At 62.1% G+C, this 14414-nt stretch carries 17 protein-coding genes; 9 read left to right on the top strand and 8 right to left on the bottom strand.

Features of this window, described 5'->3' with window-relative positions; translation table 11 throughout:
• Positions 1–5 precede the first annotated feature (5 nt).
• From phnE (ACSQ8R_RS21095) to ACSQ8R_RS21070, 6 genes are all read left to right on the top strand, one after another.
• Positions 6–977: a phosphonate ABC transporter, permease protein PhnE gene (phnE, locus tag ACSQ8R_RS21095; protein ID WP_436255537.1), complete on the top strand. Its 972-nt coding sequence runs from the start codon at positions 6–8 to the stop codon at positions 975–977.
• A complete protein-coding gene (gene phnE, locus ACSQ8R_RS21090) occupies positions 977–2320 on the top strand; it encodes a phosphonate ABC transporter, permease protein PhnE (protein ID WP_436255168.1) in 1344 nt (447 codons plus the stop codon). Before phnE (ACSQ8R_RS21095) ends, phnE (ACSQ8R_RS21090) begins: the two co-directional genes overlap by 1 nt.
• A gap of 112 nt (positions 2321–2432) precedes the next feature.
• Complete coding sequence (locus ACSQ8R_RS21085; RefSeq protein WP_436255167.1) at positions 2433–3146, top strand: DUF1045 domain-containing protein; 714 nt, start codon at positions 2433–2435, stop codon at positions 3144–3146.
• Positions 3143–4282 carry an alpha-D-ribose 1-methylphosphonate 5-triphosphate diphosphatase gene (locus ACSQ8R_RS21080; RefSeq protein WP_436255166.1) on the top strand — a complete coding sequence of 380 codons (1140 nt, stop codon included), beginning with the start codon at positions 3143–3145 and terminating at the stop codon, positions 4280–4282. The genes ACSQ8R_RS21085 and ACSQ8R_RS21080 overlap by 4 nt, the downstream gene beginning before the upstream one ends.
• Positions 4282–4896 carry a phosphonate metabolism protein/1,5-bisphosphokinase (PRPP-forming) PhnN gene (phnN, locus tag ACSQ8R_RS21075; RefSeq protein WP_436255165.1) on the top strand — a complete coding sequence of 205 codons (615 nt, stop codon included), beginning with the start codon at positions 4282–4284 and terminating at the stop codon, positions 4894–4896. The genes ACSQ8R_RS21080 and phnN overlap by 1 nt, the downstream gene beginning before the upstream one ends.
• Before the next feature lie 61 nt (positions 4897–4957).
• The gene (locus ACSQ8R_RS21070; RefSeq protein ID WP_436255164.1) at positions 4958–5254 is read left to right on the top strand and encodes a hypothetical protein; all 297 of its coding nucleotides are present in this window, start codon (positions 4958–4960) and stop codon (positions 5252–5254) included.
• 9 nt (positions 5255–5263) lie between these two features.
• Here ACSQ8R_RS21070 and polA read toward each other — a convergent pair whose 3' ends face one another.
• A complete protein-coding gene (gene polA / locus ACSQ8R_RS21065; protein ID WP_436255163.1) occupies positions 5264–8278 on the bottom strand; it encodes a DNA polymerase I in 3015 nt (1004 codons plus the stop codon).
• Between the two features lie 392 nt (positions 8279–8670).
• Here polA and ACSQ8R_RS21060 point away from each other — a divergent pair, with 392 nt between their 5' ends.
• Together ACSQ8R_RS21060 and ACSQ8R_RS21055 are read left to right on the top strand one after the other, a co-directional pair.
• Positions 8671–9102 carry a MarR family winged helix-turn-helix transcriptional regulator gene (locus tag ACSQ8R_RS21060; RefSeq protein ID WP_436255162.1) on the top strand — a complete coding sequence of 144 codons (432 nt, stop codon included), beginning with the start codon at positions 8671–8673 and terminating at the stop codon, positions 9100–9102.
• A 130-nt stretch (positions 9103–9232) separates the two neighbouring features.
• Positions 9233–10621 (top strand): M20/M25/M40 family metallo-hydrolase, encoded by a 1389-nt coding sequence (locus ACSQ8R_RS21055; RefSeq protein WP_436255161.1) that lies wholly within the window; start codon positions 9233–9235, stop codon positions 10619–10621.
• Positions 10622–11107: 486 nt separating this feature from the next.
• Here ACSQ8R_RS21055 and ACSQ8R_RS21050 read toward each other — a convergent pair whose 3' ends face one another.
• On the bottom strand, positions 11108–11317 hold the full coding sequence (locus ACSQ8R_RS21050) for a cold-shock protein (RefSeq protein ID WP_007754264.1): 210 nt from the start codon (positions 11315–11317) through the stop codon (positions 11108–11110).
• A gap of 470 nt (positions 11318–11787) precedes the next feature.
• Here ACSQ8R_RS21050 and ACSQ8R_RS21045 point away from each other — a divergent pair, with 470 nt between their 5' ends.
• Positions 11788–12276, top strand: coding sequence for a YbaK/EbsC family protein (locus tag ACSQ8R_RS21045; RefSeq protein ID WP_436255160.1), 489 nt, complete (start codon positions 11788–11790; stop codon positions 12274–12276).
• Here the strand turns inward: ACSQ8R_RS21045 and ACSQ8R_RS21040 are convergent.
• The 6 genes from ACSQ8R_RS21040 to ACSQ8R_RS21015 all read right to left on the bottom strand — a co-directional run bounded on the left by ACSQ8R_RS21040 (position 12273) and on the right by ACSQ8R_RS21015 (position 14409).
• A complete protein-coding gene (locus ACSQ8R_RS21040) occupies positions 12273–12644 on the bottom strand; it encodes a hypothetical protein (protein WP_436255159.1) in 372 nt (123 codons plus the stop codon). The two genes, ACSQ8R_RS21045 and ACSQ8R_RS21040, sit on opposite strands and share 4 nt — an antisense overlap.
• Before the next feature lie 74 nt (positions 12645–12718).
• A complete protein-coding gene (locus tag ACSQ8R_RS21035; RefSeq protein WP_172716915.1) occupies positions 12719–12931 on the bottom strand; it encodes a hypothetical protein in 213 nt (70 codons plus the stop codon).
• Positions 12932–13222: 291 nt separating this feature from the next.
• Positions 13223–13420, bottom strand: coding sequence for a hypothetical protein (locus ACSQ8R_RS21030; RefSeq protein ID WP_436255158.1), 198 nt, complete (start codon positions 13418–13420; stop codon positions 13223–13225).
• 86 nt (positions 13421–13506) lie between these two features.
• Complete coding sequence (locus ACSQ8R_RS21025; protein ID WP_436255157.1) at positions 13507–13749, bottom strand: hypothetical protein; 243 nt, start codon at positions 13747–13749, stop codon at positions 13507–13509.
• 154 nt (positions 13750–13903) lie between these two features.
• On the bottom strand, positions 13904–14107 hold the full coding sequence (locus ACSQ8R_RS21020) for a hypothetical protein (RefSeq protein ID WP_436255156.1): 204 nt from the start codon (positions 14105–14107) through the stop codon (positions 13904–13906).
• Positions 14108–14226: 119 nt separating this feature from the next.
• Positions 14227–14409 carry a hypothetical protein gene (locus ACSQ8R_RS21015; protein WP_436255155.1) on the bottom strand — a complete coding sequence of 61 codons (183 nt, stop codon included), beginning with the start codon at positions 14407–14409 and terminating at the stop codon, positions 14227–14229.
• Positions 14410–14414 lie beyond the last annotated feature (5 nt).

Genomic DNA, 14414 nt, shown 5'->3' with positions numbered 1-14414 from the left:
CGCATATGGCCGAACCCGCCCGGTTCAGCGGGCTGCAGGAAAGCTCCCGCACCATCCTCGACCATTACCAGAGCCAGGTGCGGACGCGGCGGATCTATACCGCCGTCTCGATCGTCGTTTTCCTGATCGTGCTCGGCGCGTCGCTGGATTTCGCCAACGAAGCCAATTCCGGCAAGTTCTTCGAACGCCTTCCCTACTTTTTCGACTTCCTGAAAAGCTTCGTGCCGAACAGCCCGCTGGAGATTTTTCGCGCGATGTTCGACCTGCCGTCGCCCTATGCCGACGGATCGATCAAGTTCGACTACACCAGCGACCGCGTCTGGATCACCGACAGCTTCTACATTCCGAATTTCTTCTACCAGTTGGCGATCACCATCAATATCGCCATCGTTTCGACCATCCTCGGCGCCACGGGCGCCTTCCTTCTGTGCTTCTTCGCCTCCACCAATCTCGTCGGCGCCGGTCTCACGCGCTGGGTGGTACGGCGCATCATGGAAATCCTGCGCGCGTTTCCGGAAATCGTCGTCGCAGGCCTTTTGGCCGCGATCCTGTCGATCGGTCCGATCGCCGCGATCATCGCCGTGTCGGTCCACACCATCGGGGCGCTCGGAAAGCTGTTCTTCGAAGTGGTCGAGAATGCCGACATGAAGCCGGACGAGGGCCTGCGGGCCGCAGGCGCCAGCTGGCTGGAGCGCGTCCGCTTCGCGATCCTGCCGCAGGTCCTGCCGAATTTCGTTTCCTACACGCTGCTGCGCACCGAGATCAACGTGCGCGCCTCGACCATTATCGGCGCCGTCGGCGGCGGCGGCATCGGGGAAGTGTTCAGCCTGTCGATCGGCCGCGACCATGCCGCCAAGACCTATGCGATCATCATCCTTCTGCTGGTCACCGTCATCTGCGTCGACCAGTTCTCGGCCTGGCTGCGCCGCCGACTGATCGGCAAGCAATCGTTCGAATTCGGCCGGGGAGCTGCCTGATGTCCAATCTCGCCGTCAATGCCGCCGATCGCGAACGCCTGCTCGCCGCCTATCCGGAAGTTTTTCACCGCAGTTTCATGCAGCGCTGGGGCCTGGCGGTCGCCGCCGTCGCGGTCACCGTCTATCTCGCCTTCTGCTTTTCCTTCTTCAACGTCATTCCGACCTTCGTCAACGGCAACTGGGACCGCGCGGCGATCTATATCCAGGACTGGTATTCCTGGCGCGCCCAACCGCGCCTGCGCTTCCAGAACGGCCAGGTCGTGCCGCAATGGACGAGCCGCCGGCAATATCCCGAGGGGGCGGCGATCGACTGGCTGAAGCCGACTTCAAACGGCGGCTACACGGTGCTCTTCGGCGGAGAAGACCGGCTTGAGGTAACCCCGAGCCAGGTCGACGTCTATATCGACGGCAAACTCTACCCCGTGGCGATCAAAGGGGACCGGGCCATCCTGCCGGCCGGTGCGCCGGCGCGGATGGTGCAGGACGACAACAAGGTCAATATCCGGTTCGGCTTTGCCGGCCAGGCGGAAATCCGCAACAGCCAGGTCTATGTGCAGCGGCGTTTCCTCGGCTGGGCGAATTTCTTCTTCGATACGCAATCGCCGTTCTGGGGCCGCAGCGTCACCAGCGTCGCCGGACTGATGCTCTTCGGCGAGCGGATCGACCCGACCCAGTCCAATGCCTCGCTGGCGCTCGACAATTTCTTGAACAATAGCAGCTGGCAGCATGGCGACATTCTCTCCAAGCTGATGCAGACGCTGGTCATGGCCTTCGTCGGCACGCTGTTCGCCACCCTCATCGCCTTTCCGCTCGCCTTTGTCGCTGCCCGCAACATCACCACCAGCCGGCCGGTCAACTGGGGCATGAAGCGCTTTTTCGACTTCCTGCGCTCCATCGACATGCTGATCTGGGCTTTGTTCTTCACCCGCGCCTTCGGACCGGGGCCACTGCCCGGCATTGCCGCGATTTTCTTCACGGATACCGGTGCGCTCGGCAAGGTCTATTCGGAAGCGCTGGAGAATGTCGATGACAAGCAGCGCGAGGGCGTCAAGTCGGTGGGTGCGGCGCCGGTCATCGTGCAGCGCTATGGCGTCGTGCCGCAGGTCCTGCCGATCTTCATCTCGCAATCGCTGTACTTCTGGGAGTCCAACACCCGTTCGGCAACCGTGATCGGTGCTGTCGGCGCGGGCGGCATCGGCCTCAAGCTGCTCGAATCCATGAAGACCAATGCCGACTGGGACAAGGTCGCCTACATGGTCCTGCTGATCCTGCTGGTGGTCTTCGTGTTCGACAACCTCTCCAACGCGCTGCGTTCCCGCGTGATGGGCAAAAAGGCTCACTGACAGGCCGGATTATCATCATTCTGTCATGGAAATCTTTTAGCCGGGGGTCCTGTTTCGCAGGCCGGCGGGCAGCTAAAGTCGGCCGGCCTTCTCCTGATTCCGGATACCCGTCTTGCGCTACGCTCTCTATTTTTCGCCCGCCGAAAACCATCCGCTGACGAAGGCCGCAGCCCGTTGGCTCGGCCGTGACGCATTTACGGCCGAGCCGTTTCCGACGCCCGATGTCGAAGGCCTGTCCCGCGACACCGTCCACGAACTGACCGCCGATCCGCGCCGCTACGCCTTTCACGCCACGCTCAAGGCGCCGTTCGAACTGCATCCCGACCGGACGGAAGCCCAGCTGATCCATGCCGCCGAACGGTTTGCGGAAGAGACACCGGTCTTCGATATCCCGAACGTCATTGTCGGCCAGCTCGGGCGGTTCTTCGCTCTCGTCCCCGATACGATCTACCCAGAGCTCCAGCATTATGCCGGCCGCGTCGTCGAGGAGTTCGAACATTTTCGCGCGCCGCTGTCGGAGGCCGATATCGCGCGGCGTAAACCTGATATGCTAAGCTCCGCCCAGCGCGCCAATCTCGATCGCTGGGGTTATCCTTATGTCATGGACGAGTTCCGTTTTCACATGACGTTGACGGGGCAGGTCCCCACGGAACAGGCGCCCGTCATGCGCCGCGAGCTGGACCGCCGTTTCGCCGATTTCGCCAACGCGCCGCTGACGATCGATGGTCTCGCCATATTCGTCGAACCCGAGCGCGGCGCACCCTTCATCGCCCATAGCTGGCTTCCGCTGGCCTCCGCCTTCGAAAACAGAAAGACCGCATCATGACCGCCGAACTCGTGCTCACCAATGCCCGCATCGTGCTCGAGGACAGCGTGATCTCCGGTTCCGTCCAGATCCGGAACGGCAAGATCACCGATATCTCAGAAGGCAATGTCCATACCGGCGAGGATTTCGAGGGCGACTATCTGATTCCCGGCCTGGTCGAGCTTCACACCGACCATCTGGAGCAGCATTACTCGCCGCGTCCGGGCGTGCGCTGGAACACCACGGCGGCGATCCAGGCCCACGATGCGCAGATTGCCACGTCCGGCATCACCACCGTCTTCGACTGCCTGCGCATGGGTGCCGACGAGGATGGCGGCTTTGCGCATGGCGAAATGCGGGCCATGGCGGATGCGATCGCCGCCGCCGGCGCCTATGGCCGCCTGCGCTCCGAGCATTTCCTGCACCTGCGCTGCGAAGTCTCCGCCGACAATTGCATGGAGCATTTCGTCGATTTCGAGAACGACCCGCATGTCCGGCTCGTCTCGCTGATGGATCACGCGCCGGGCCAGCGTCAATTCCAGACGATGGATCAGTACACGCTCTACTATCAGAAGAAGCGCGGGCTCAGCGACGAGGCGTTCGCGGCCTTCGTGGCCAAACGCCAGGAAGAATCGGCACGCAACGCGACACCGCACCGCGCGGCGATCTCGAAGGTCTGCGCCGAGCGCGGCATCACGGTCGCCAGCCATGACGACGCGACGCTCTCGCATGTGGACGAGGCGATCCACAACGGTGTGCGGCTGGCGGAATTCCCGACCAGCTTCGATGCCGCCAAGGCCTCGCACGGAGCGGGCATGAGCGTGCTGATGGGGGCGCCGAACATCGTTCGCGGCAAGTCGCATTCCGGCAATATCGCCGCCCGCGATCTCGCCGAACGCGGCGTGCTCGACGTCCTCTCTTCCGACTACGTGCCGCTCAGCCTGCTGCATGCGCCGTTCGTGCTTGCCGCGGAGGTGGAGAGCATCTCGCTGCCGACGGCGCTCGCCATGGTCACCTCGACGCCTGCCCGCACCGTCAGCCTCGACGACCGCGGCCGGATCGCGGTCGGCCTTCGCGCCGATATCGTCCGCGTCCACCACGAAGAGGGGGTTCCCGTCTCGCGCGCCGTCTGGCGGGAAGGCCGGCGGGTCGCCTGATGGATGCCAGGCCGACAGCAACGGAACAGCAGCAGAGCGGCTGCCTGGTCGCGATCGTCGGCCCGAGCGGGGCCGGCAAGGACACGCTGATGGCCTATGCCGCCCGGCATTTCGAGGGGCGCGACGACGTCGTCTTCGCACGGCGGATTATCACCCGCGATGCCGCGGCCGGCGGCGAGGATCACGATGGTGTTTCCGAAGCGGAATTCGCGGCACTGGAAAAGGAGGGCCGTTTTGCGGTCTCCTGGGGTGCTCATGGCCTGCGATACGGCATCCCCGCCGAGACGAAAGAGGCCGTGGCTCAAGGCCGGCTGGTCATCGCCAACGGCTCGCGTTCCGCGCTTGCCCGGTTCAAGGATGCCTATCCGTCGCTGGTGGTCATCAACATCACCGCCAGCCTGGACGTGCTCGCGGCCCGGCTTGAAGCACGCGGACGGGAAACGCGCGAAGAGATACTTCGACGTCTCGAACGCAGCTCGCTTGCCGTGACCGGCGACTACCATGTGGTGACGATCGACAATAGCGGATCGCTCGAAGAGGCCGGCAGGGCCCTGGTCGAGGCCCTCGGCGGCTGCTTTACGAGCCATCAGATTAGTCAGCGAAAAAACGTTTGATCGTTCTTTAAAGTCCCTGATCCGGCTCTATGTGGCTTTCCTTATATGAAAAGGAAAAATCATGGGCCAGAACAAGCCGCGCGAGGGACAACGTACCGATGGGGCAGCTGCCATCGACCTGGAAGCGCGCGTCGTTGTTCTGGAAATCGTCTCCATGACGGCCTTGGCGCTTGCCATGGACACATCCGAGAACGCGGATGTCGAACATGCCCGCGGGATCAGCAGCCTCGTCCTTGAAGCCGTGCACCAGCGTTGTCACGAGATGAACATGCCCGAAGACGCGCGGCTCACCGCCTGCACCTATGCCGACGAGCTGCTTTCAACCGCACTTCTGTCTCTCTATCCGCGGGAACACTGAGCCTCAGGCTCAGTGCGCTTCGTCCCAATTGCCGGCGGCGCGGGCATCGACCTTCAGCGGCACCCGCATCGAGATCGCCGGCATGGCCGCCTGCTCCATGGTCGAGACGATCACCGGCAAGGTCTTGTCGATCTCTTCGTCCTCGACCTCGAAGATCAGTTCATCGTGCACCTGCAGCAGCATGCGCGCCTTTCCGTTCAGCCCGGCCGTTTCCAGTGCCGGCTCCATCTTCGCCATCGCGCGGCGGATGATATCGGCGGCCGAACCCTGGATCGGCGCATTGATCGACGCACGTTCGTTGAAAGCGCGCACCGAAGGGTTGGAGGACTTGATCTCCGGATAATGCGCCCGCCGGCCGAAGATCGTTTCGACATAGCCGTTCTCGCGGGCGAAGGTCTTGGTGCTTTCCATGTAATCTCGGATGCCCGGGAAGCGCTCGAAATATTTCTTGATGTAGTCGCCCGCTTCCGAGCGTTCGATCGACAACTGGTTGGCTAGGCCAAAAGCCGAAATGCCGTAGATAATGCCGAAGTTGATAGCCTTGGCACGGCGGCGCACTTCGCTCGGCATTCCTTCCACCGGCACGCCGAACATTTCGGACGCCGTCATCGCGTGGATGTCGATCCCGTCGGCAAAGGCCTGGCGCAGCTGCGGAATGTCGGCGACATGGGCGAGCACGCGCAGTTCGATCTGGCTGTAGTCGGCGGACAGAAGCTTGTGGCCGGGCGTCGAAATGAAGGCGGTGCGGATCTTGCGGCCTTCGGCGGTGCGCACCGGAATGTTCTGCAGGTTCGGTTCGGAAGACGACAGGCGTCCGGTCGTGGTCGAGGCGAGCGAATAGCAGGTGTGCACGCGTTTCGTCTCGGGATGGACGTAACCCGGCAGCGCATCCGTGTAGGTGGATTTCAGCTTGGTGAGCTGGCGCCAGTCGACGATCTTGCGCGGCAGGGGATGACCTTCGGCGGCCAGGTCTTCCAGCACGCTGGCCGAGGTCGACCACTGGCCGGTCTTGGTCTTGGCGCCGCCCGGCAGGCCCATCTTGCCGAACAGGATGTCGCCGAGCTGTTTCGGCGAACCGACGGTGAATTTTTCGCCCGCCAGCTCGTAGATCTCGTCTTCGAAGGCGGCCGCCCGCTGGGCAAGTTCGCCGGAAAGCCTGGAGAGAATCTGGCGGTCGATGGTGATGCCGCGCTCTTCCATGCGAGCCAGTACCGAAACCAGCGGCCGCTCCAGCCGCTCATAGATGCGGGTAAGTCCGGCAGCCGCCAGCTGCGGCTTCAGCACCATCCACAGGCGAAGCGTTACGTCGGCGTCCTCCGCCGCGTAAGCCGTCGCCTTGTCGATATCGACGAAGTCGAACGTCACGCCGGCCTTGCCGCTGCCGGCGACGTCCTTGAAGGTGATCGGCTTGTGGTTCAGCCAGCGCTCAGACAGCGCATCCATGCCATGGCTCGCCTTGCCGGCCTCCAGCACATAGGACATCAGCATCGTATCGTCGTAACCTTCGACGGTGATGCCGTGGCGCCGCATCAGCAGGTAATCGAACTTCATGTTCTGCGCCACTTTCAGGACCGACGGGTCCTCCAGCAGCGGCTTCAGGCGCGCCAGCGCTTCACTGGTCGGGATCTGGTTTTCGGCAAGTCCGCCGCCGAGCAGATCGCCGACGCCGGTCTTGTGGATGAGAGGCACGTAGGCAGCGCGGACTTCGAGGCCGGACGGGTTGGCGATATTGTCGGCAAGCGCCAGCGAAAACCCGACCAGCTCCGCCTGCATCGGATCGAGCGAGGTGGTTTCCGTATCGAAGGCGACGAGACCGGTTTGCTGCGCCGCCCGGATCCAGTCGTCCAGCACCGTCAGGTCGCGGATGGTCACGTAGCAGCTCGGATCGAGCTTGGCCTTGGCAAAGGCTTCGATGCGGGTCTGTGCGAGCGCGGCCGGCGTTGCCGCCTCCATGCCCTTGGCGACCGGCGCCTTGGCCGGATTGGCGGGCGCTTCCGCCGCTGCCTCGCCGGTATCGGCCGCTGCCGCACCGCCGGCATCGAGGTCCGGGCCGCGGGCGGCCTGACCCCATTCGACAGTCACGACGGCGGGTTCAACGGCATCGGCATCGCAGTTGCAGGCTGCCGCGACGCGGCGCGTCAGCGTGCCGAATTCCATGGTCTTCAGGAAACCGACCAGTTTCGGGCCGTCCTGCGGCTCCAGCACCAGCGCGTCGAGATCGAGGTCCAGAGGCACGTCGAGCCGAAGCGAGACGAGCCGGCGCGAAAGCCGCGCCAGATCGGCATTGGCGACAATGTTCTCGCGGCGCTTCACCTGCTTGATTTCGCCGGCGCGGGCAAGAAGCGTGTCGAGATCGCCGAATTCCTCGAGAAGCTGGGCCGCCGTCTTTGGGCCGATGCCCGGAATGCCCGGCACGTTGTCGACCGAATCGCCGACCATGGCCTGCAGGTCGATCATCTTTTCCGGCGGCACGCCCCATTTCTCGATGACGTCGGGAATGCCGATCTGCTTGTCCTTCATGCTGTCGTACATGTGGACATTAGGCGTCACGAGCTGCATCAGGTCCTTGTCGGAAGATACGATCGTGACATCGGCGCCGGTCGCTTCCGCCTGGCGGGCATAGGTCGCGATGATGTCGTCGGCCTCGAAACCTTCCGTCTCGATGCAGGGCAGGTTGAAGGCGCGGGTCGCCTGGCGGATTAGGCCGAATTGCGGGATCAGCTCTTCCGGCGGCGCCGAGCGGTTCGCCTTGTAGGCGTCGTAGAGTTCCTTGCGGAAGGTTTTGGCCGAATAGTCGAAGATGACGGCGAAATGGCTGGGCGTCACGCCGACCGAGGTGTCGCGCGCATCGGTCAAGAGCTTCCACAGCATGTTGCAGAAGCCGGAGACGGCGCCGACCGGCAGGCCGTCGGATTTGCGGGTGAGCGGCGGCAACGCGTGGAAGGCGCGGAAAATGAAGCCGGAACCGTCGACAAGGAAAAGATGATCGCCTTTTTTCATGGCGCAAGGAATAGCGTGGGGCATTTGATCCGTCCACGAAAACTTCGCCGCCGCGCGGCCTCCCGCGCCTCACCGGAACGTTACCGATTTGTAATATCCCCTTCTCTTGAAAAGCCCGGTTGGGGCCCACATTTCCTAATCACCGGCGATTGATCACGCCGCAGTCTGGCAGCCGGCATGTCCCCCGCCGAACCAGACCGGACAAAGGCCTATCCCCCTCTCCGGGCCTTTGTCCTTCCATCAGAACCGCCACGGCTGTCCCCTCCCTGCCGTGGCGGTTTTTTATTGCTCTTTCGCAGGAAAGACTTGTCATTTCCCCCATATTCGCACAGGCTTGGCGAAAGCATGGCGTGCGATATATCTGGCAGATACCGCTCGCAAACCGGGCTCGTTCAGGGAGGGATGAAGACCAGGCCATGGGATTCGACCGCTCGCATTCGGCGACATACCTGGCGGGTCAACTCGCCAAAGGCTTTGCGCGCTCCTTGCAGAAGCGAGCCATGGTGCTTGGCTTTTCCCCCGGCCAGTTTCCCGTCCTGCTCGAACTCTGGCAGGAAGACGGTCTCACGCAGAAACAGCTCCTCGACAAGCTGGAAGTCGAACAGGCGACGCTCGCCAATACGCTTGCCCGCATGGAGCGCGACGGCCTTATCCAGCGCACTCCTCACCCGAACGACCGCCGGGCACAGATCATCACGCTGACCTCGCTCGGCCGCGAGCTGGAAGCCCAGGCCGTCGAAGCGGCATCCGAAGCGGACGCCGCACTTTTTTCAGGCTTCCGCCGCTTCGAGCGCGAACTGATGATCGAATACATGCGGATGATCGTCGAAAACGCCCGCAAGATCTGAAGCCAACGGCCTCCGCGTCTTTGCCATTGTCTCCGCCGTCCCGGACTTGCTAACAAGGTCGGGCATTCGAAACGACGGGCCGCTTTTGCCTCCTGGCCTCGAGGTCCGCATTTCAAAGACAGGATTTCCCATGACCGATCTTTCCTCCGTCCTCGACCGCGCCGACCAGAACCTGCCCGCCAGCCTCGATCGCCTGTTCGGCCTCGTCCGTATCAAGTCGATCTCCACCGACCCGGCCTTCAAGCCGGATTGCCGCAAGGCAGCCGAGTGGCTGGTGGCCGAACTGAAGGATCTCGGCTTCGACGCGTCGGTTCGCGATACGGCCGGCCATCCCATGGTCGTCGGCCATCATCCGGGCGCCAGCACCGACGCGCCGCATGTGCTGTTCTACGGCCACTACGACGTCCAGCCGATCGATCCGATCGAACTCTGGGAGGATGATCCCTTCGATCCCAAGGTCAAGGAACTCGGTGCGGGTCGCAAGGTGATAACGGGCCGCGGCGTCGCGGACGACAAGGGTCAGCTGATGACCTTCGTCGAAGCCTGCAGGGCCTACAAGGATGTGCATGGCTCGCTGCCCGTGCGCGTCACCATCCTCTTCGAAGGCGAGGAAGAATCCGGCTCTCCGTCGCTCACGCCGTTTCTCGATGCCAATGCCGCCGAACTGAAGGCCGATTACGCGCTCGTCTGCGATACGGGCATGTGGGACGCGGATACCCCGGCGATCACCGCGTCGCTGCGCGGCCTGGTCGGCGAGGAAGTCATCGTCACCGCCGCCAATCGCGACCTTCATTCCGGCATGTACGGCGGCGCTGCGGCAAACCCGATCCAGATCCTGTCGAAAATCCTCGCCGGCCTGCATGACGATACCGGCCGCGTGACGCTCGAAGGCTTTTATGATGGCGTCGAGGAGACACCGTCCAACATCAAGGCGGCCTGGGAAAGCCTGGCTGTCGGACGCGACGATTTCCTTGGGGAAGTGGGCTTGTCGGAATTGGCCGGCGAAAAGGGCCGTTCGCTGCTCGAACTGCTCTGGGCGCGGCCGACCTGCGAATTCAACGGCATCAGCGGCGGTTACGAGGGCCAGGGCTTCAAGACCGTCATCACCTCGAAGGCCTCGGCCAAAGTGTCCTGCCGTCTCGTCGGAGGCCAGGATCCGGAGAAGATCCGCGAGAGTTTTCGCGCCTATGTGCGCTCGAAGATCCCTGCCGATTGCTCGGTCGAATTCCTGAAGCATGGTGGTTCGCCGGCGATCCAGCTCGGTTATGATTCACCGGTGCTCACCAAGGCGAAGACGGCGCTTTCCGAGGAGTGGCCGAAGCCGGCTCTGGTCGTCGGCGTCGGTGGCTCGATCCCGATCGTCGGCGATTTCCAGAAGACCCTCGGCATGGAATCGCTGCTCGTCGGTTTCGGCCTCAGCGACGACCGCATCCACTCGCCGAATGAAAAATACGACCTGCGTTCGTTCCACAAGGGTATCCGCTCGTGGGCGCGCATCATCGCGGCGCTGGCTGGCTGACCTCTCGCCTGAACCTGAAGGCCTGAAACGAAAAGGGCCTGACGCGTTTCGGCATCAGGCCCCTAAAAACAAAAAGGCCGGGGCAAGCCCGACCTTTCCACTCCCATTCATTGGCGCCAGTACATCCGTGGTCACTCTCAATGGGACAAGCATTTCCGACGCGGCCGCCTCCGACCTTTTCAGATCACTGCGGCTCTAGCGGTCATCGTCCCTCGGTTGAGTAAACATTCCGTTAACGCGGATATGAAAACTGCCTCAGGACGGCACGGTCGCCCGTATTTGCCGTAACGCACATGCTCGCTCAGGCTTGTGCAGCCCCGAACATGCGGTGCGTCGGAAACGCTATTGATCCCTAGATGGGAGCTGCAGTTTCCGTTTACAAGGGGTTAATTTAGAATCGCTCTAAACGGAAGACCCTTCGTTCAAAAAGCAGAAAGGCCGGACGAGCCGGCCTTTCGCGAGTTCGACACTGAAATCTTCAGCAGATCATGCGCCCTGGAGGCGGTCTGCGGAAACCTTGCCAGAACGCTTGTCGCTGACGAGTTCGTAAGAGATCTTCTGACCGTCTTTGAGCTGGCCGAGACCGGCGCGCTCAACAGCAGAGATGTGAACGAAAACGTCCTGCGAACCGTCGTCAGGCTGAATGAAGCCGTAGCCCTTGGTTGCGTTGAACCACTTTACAGTACCGGTAGCCATAACGATGCCTTTCCCTTGCAAATATGACCGACTATTCCACGCTAGGTGCTTGGAACGTTGAAGTTTCGTATTTGAAGAGAGATCGTCGCAAACGCCGCGAGGCGCATAGTGCTGGCTATCAAACAAATATCGATGGCGAACCAGATAATGGCTTCGCTCAAAAAGGTCAAGATCGGGAAAATCAGGGCTCGCCCGGAGAGGCAAAATTACCAGCGATTTCAATGGGCGCAAAACAGAAAACCCGGCGCGGGAGGAGGTGCGCCGGGCTTCCGAAACTGACCAACAACTGGGAGGAGGAGGTGTTGTCGGTCCCATCGGGGGCGCTGGGAGGAGGAGTGCGCCCTTCGATGAGTAGAAGATACAGTAGCGACGCTTAAAAAACAGTCACGATATCGCAGTGCAGCATTGCAATTTCCGCATGGCTTCTCTGTCCTCTTGCGGCCGGCACCGTCCTGCGCCAGTTTGAGGGCATGAGCCTCGAATCCGTCCGCGCCTTCTTCGCCGCCTACGCCTCCGATATCCACGTGATCATTACCGAGGAAAGCTCGGCGACCGTGCCGCTTGCCGCCGCCGCCCACGGCGTCGCGCCCGAGCAGATTGCCAAGACGATCTGCGTGCGCGCCGGCGACATTATACTACTTGTGGTGATGTCGGGAACCAGTCGCCTCGACAACCGCAAATTCCGCGATCACTTCGGCGCCAAGCCGCGCATGCTCGGCGGCGACGAAGTGGCCGATATCACCGGCCACCCGATCGGCGGCGTATGCCCGTTCGGGCTGCCGTCACCGCTGCCGATCTATTGCGATGTGTCGCTTCGGAAATTCGGGGAAGTCGTGCCTGCGGCCGGCGCCATCAATGCCGCCGTGCGCATCAGCCCCGACCGCATGGCGGACCTGACCGCAGCGACCTGGGTCGATGTCGGCCAGGATCCGCTCCAGACGGGCGCGCCGCAGGCCTAGAAGCGGCCGCTTAGATAGCGGTCGTACCAGGCATTTTTGCTTTCCGCCGAAGCGGTCGCCACCACGTAGCCGATGGCGAAGCCGATTGCGCCGATCAGGGTGAACAGCGTCGTGGTGGCTGCGGGATGCTCGCGGATGGTGCCGGCCACCGAGCTCGCTTCGCTCTGTACGTAATGCGCGGCGCTACCGGCGCGCTCGGCGACCTTGCCATAGGCAGCGCCGGTCTTTTCGGAGAGCATCTCGCGTAGGCTGGAGATCTCGGAGCGAAGCGTCGCAATCTCGGCATTGACGTTTTCGCTGGGTTGGTGATCGAAAGAGGGCGTATCCGACTTCATGGGGGTATTCAGGTTTCTGACGGGCTCTGCCATTACGGCCTCCTTGGGTTGATCAAGAGACCGTTCAACTGTCGAGGGACTGATAGGTTCCTCGTTTAAGGCAGAAGCTATCGGCTTTTCGCCAGCGCTTCGGCGAGCGCCGAGAGCTTTTGCTTGTCGTCCGAGCCTTTTTGAAGGGAGTTCACCAGGATCAGCGCGAGCGCCTCCGCATCGGGGCTCGCCTTGTCGATCTGGTGTTCGGCGCAAGCCTGGTCAAAGACCTGCTGCAGCAAGCTGAGCTGGTCGGGATTGACAGGATTTCGAACCATCTGCGTAGGCATATAACCCTCCCGATCATACGGTGCCCGACCGGCGGACCATTCCCCTCGCCCTGCTCAGCAACGACGGCCGGTGAAAATTGCCAGCGGTCTTCTATCGCGACAGACTTGCGCCGGCCTTGTCGGCGCGTGAGGAACAAAAAGGTCTACCAGCTACAGGAGGGGGATTTTGAGCCTTGGCTAATAAATTGACAATAACAACAATAGACGGGTGTAATATAAGGGTGGACCCGTACGGATTACTACCTATACGGGTCCATCGAGTGTCCGCAGGCCGGGCATGCCTGGCGATTGCTAGGCCATGCCGGCCGGATCGCCAATCGGCAGCAGGGCGGGATCGAGCGTCGGATCCTGCGGGTTCTTGCTGTCGCCGGTATCCTGCGCCGGCGTCAATGGCGGTTTTTCCTGGGTGCGATCGGGCACGCCGTCCGTCCGCGTCGGCCCGCGCGGCGTTTCCGAGCTTGGAACCGGGATGGGGTCTCGATTGGGCATGATGGTCTCCTTTCCTGTCAGAGACCCAACGGCTGTGGCCCGCCTCGGTTCCGAGGAAAGGCTGATCAGCCGAAGCTCATCGGCGCCTAACGATACCAGCGACGGTCGCGGGAGGCGGACGACACGCCGAGCATGTAACCTATCGCCAGGCCGAGCAGGCCGACGACCGCGACCGCCGAACCGGTAGCGGCCGGATGATCGACGGCGTGGGCGGCGACCATGCCCGCCTCATCCTTGACATGATGAATGGCAGACTTCGTGCGGGCGGCAACGCCCGTCTCTTCGGTGACATCGCCGGTAAAGCCGGCGGCGAGAGGTTTTTTGGCCATGGGAGGTCTCCTTTTCGGGAATAACACCCAAGCGGAACGCGAGGTTCCGTCTCCAGCGTCCCATCTGAAGGGCCAGACCTTTATGCGAAGGGGAGTGAGAATGTCGGAAGGGGAAAGAAAACCCGCGCCGACATCGCCGGCGCGGGCAAAATGACTATTCGGTGACTTTAGCCTGTCCTTCGGACTGCTTCAGCACGACGGCTTCCTCGCGCGGGTCCATTTTCGGAGCCGCTATGCTTGCCGTGGTGACTTCCCTGTCCACCTTGGCGGAAGCCGTGACGTTGTGGCCGGCGCATTCCGCAAGAGCCGCGGTGGACGACAGGCCGAGCACGGCTGCGATGATGAGAACTGTCTTCATGCCATTCTCCTTTCGCTGTGGTTGCGGAACAAAGGTAACCCGCAACGCAATGAACCCGAAATCACGAATTCGCGTTTCAGGCTGCCATCATATTATCTGTTTTGCTTCGCTCGGAGCGATCACATCAGTTTTGAAAGGGTCTCGCGACTGACGAAAATATCCGTCTTGCCGGCTTCATAAGCGGGATGGCTGAATTCCAGCATCCCCCTTTCAGGTATTTCCAGCGCCTGCTTGACAGTGACCAGCCCGACCGGAACACGCTGGTCGCCATTGCGGACGACTGCCTCGACGATTTTCTGCATATCCT

Origin of the sequence: Neorhizobium sp. LjRoot104 (assembly GCF_964253725.1) — a bacterium.
Lineage (GTDB): Bacteria > Pseudomonadota > Alphaproteobacteria > Rhizobiales > Rhizobiaceae > Neorhizobium.
The sequence above is the reverse complement of the archived record's forward strand: the minus strand, read 5'-3'. Positions and strand labels throughout refer to the sequence as shown.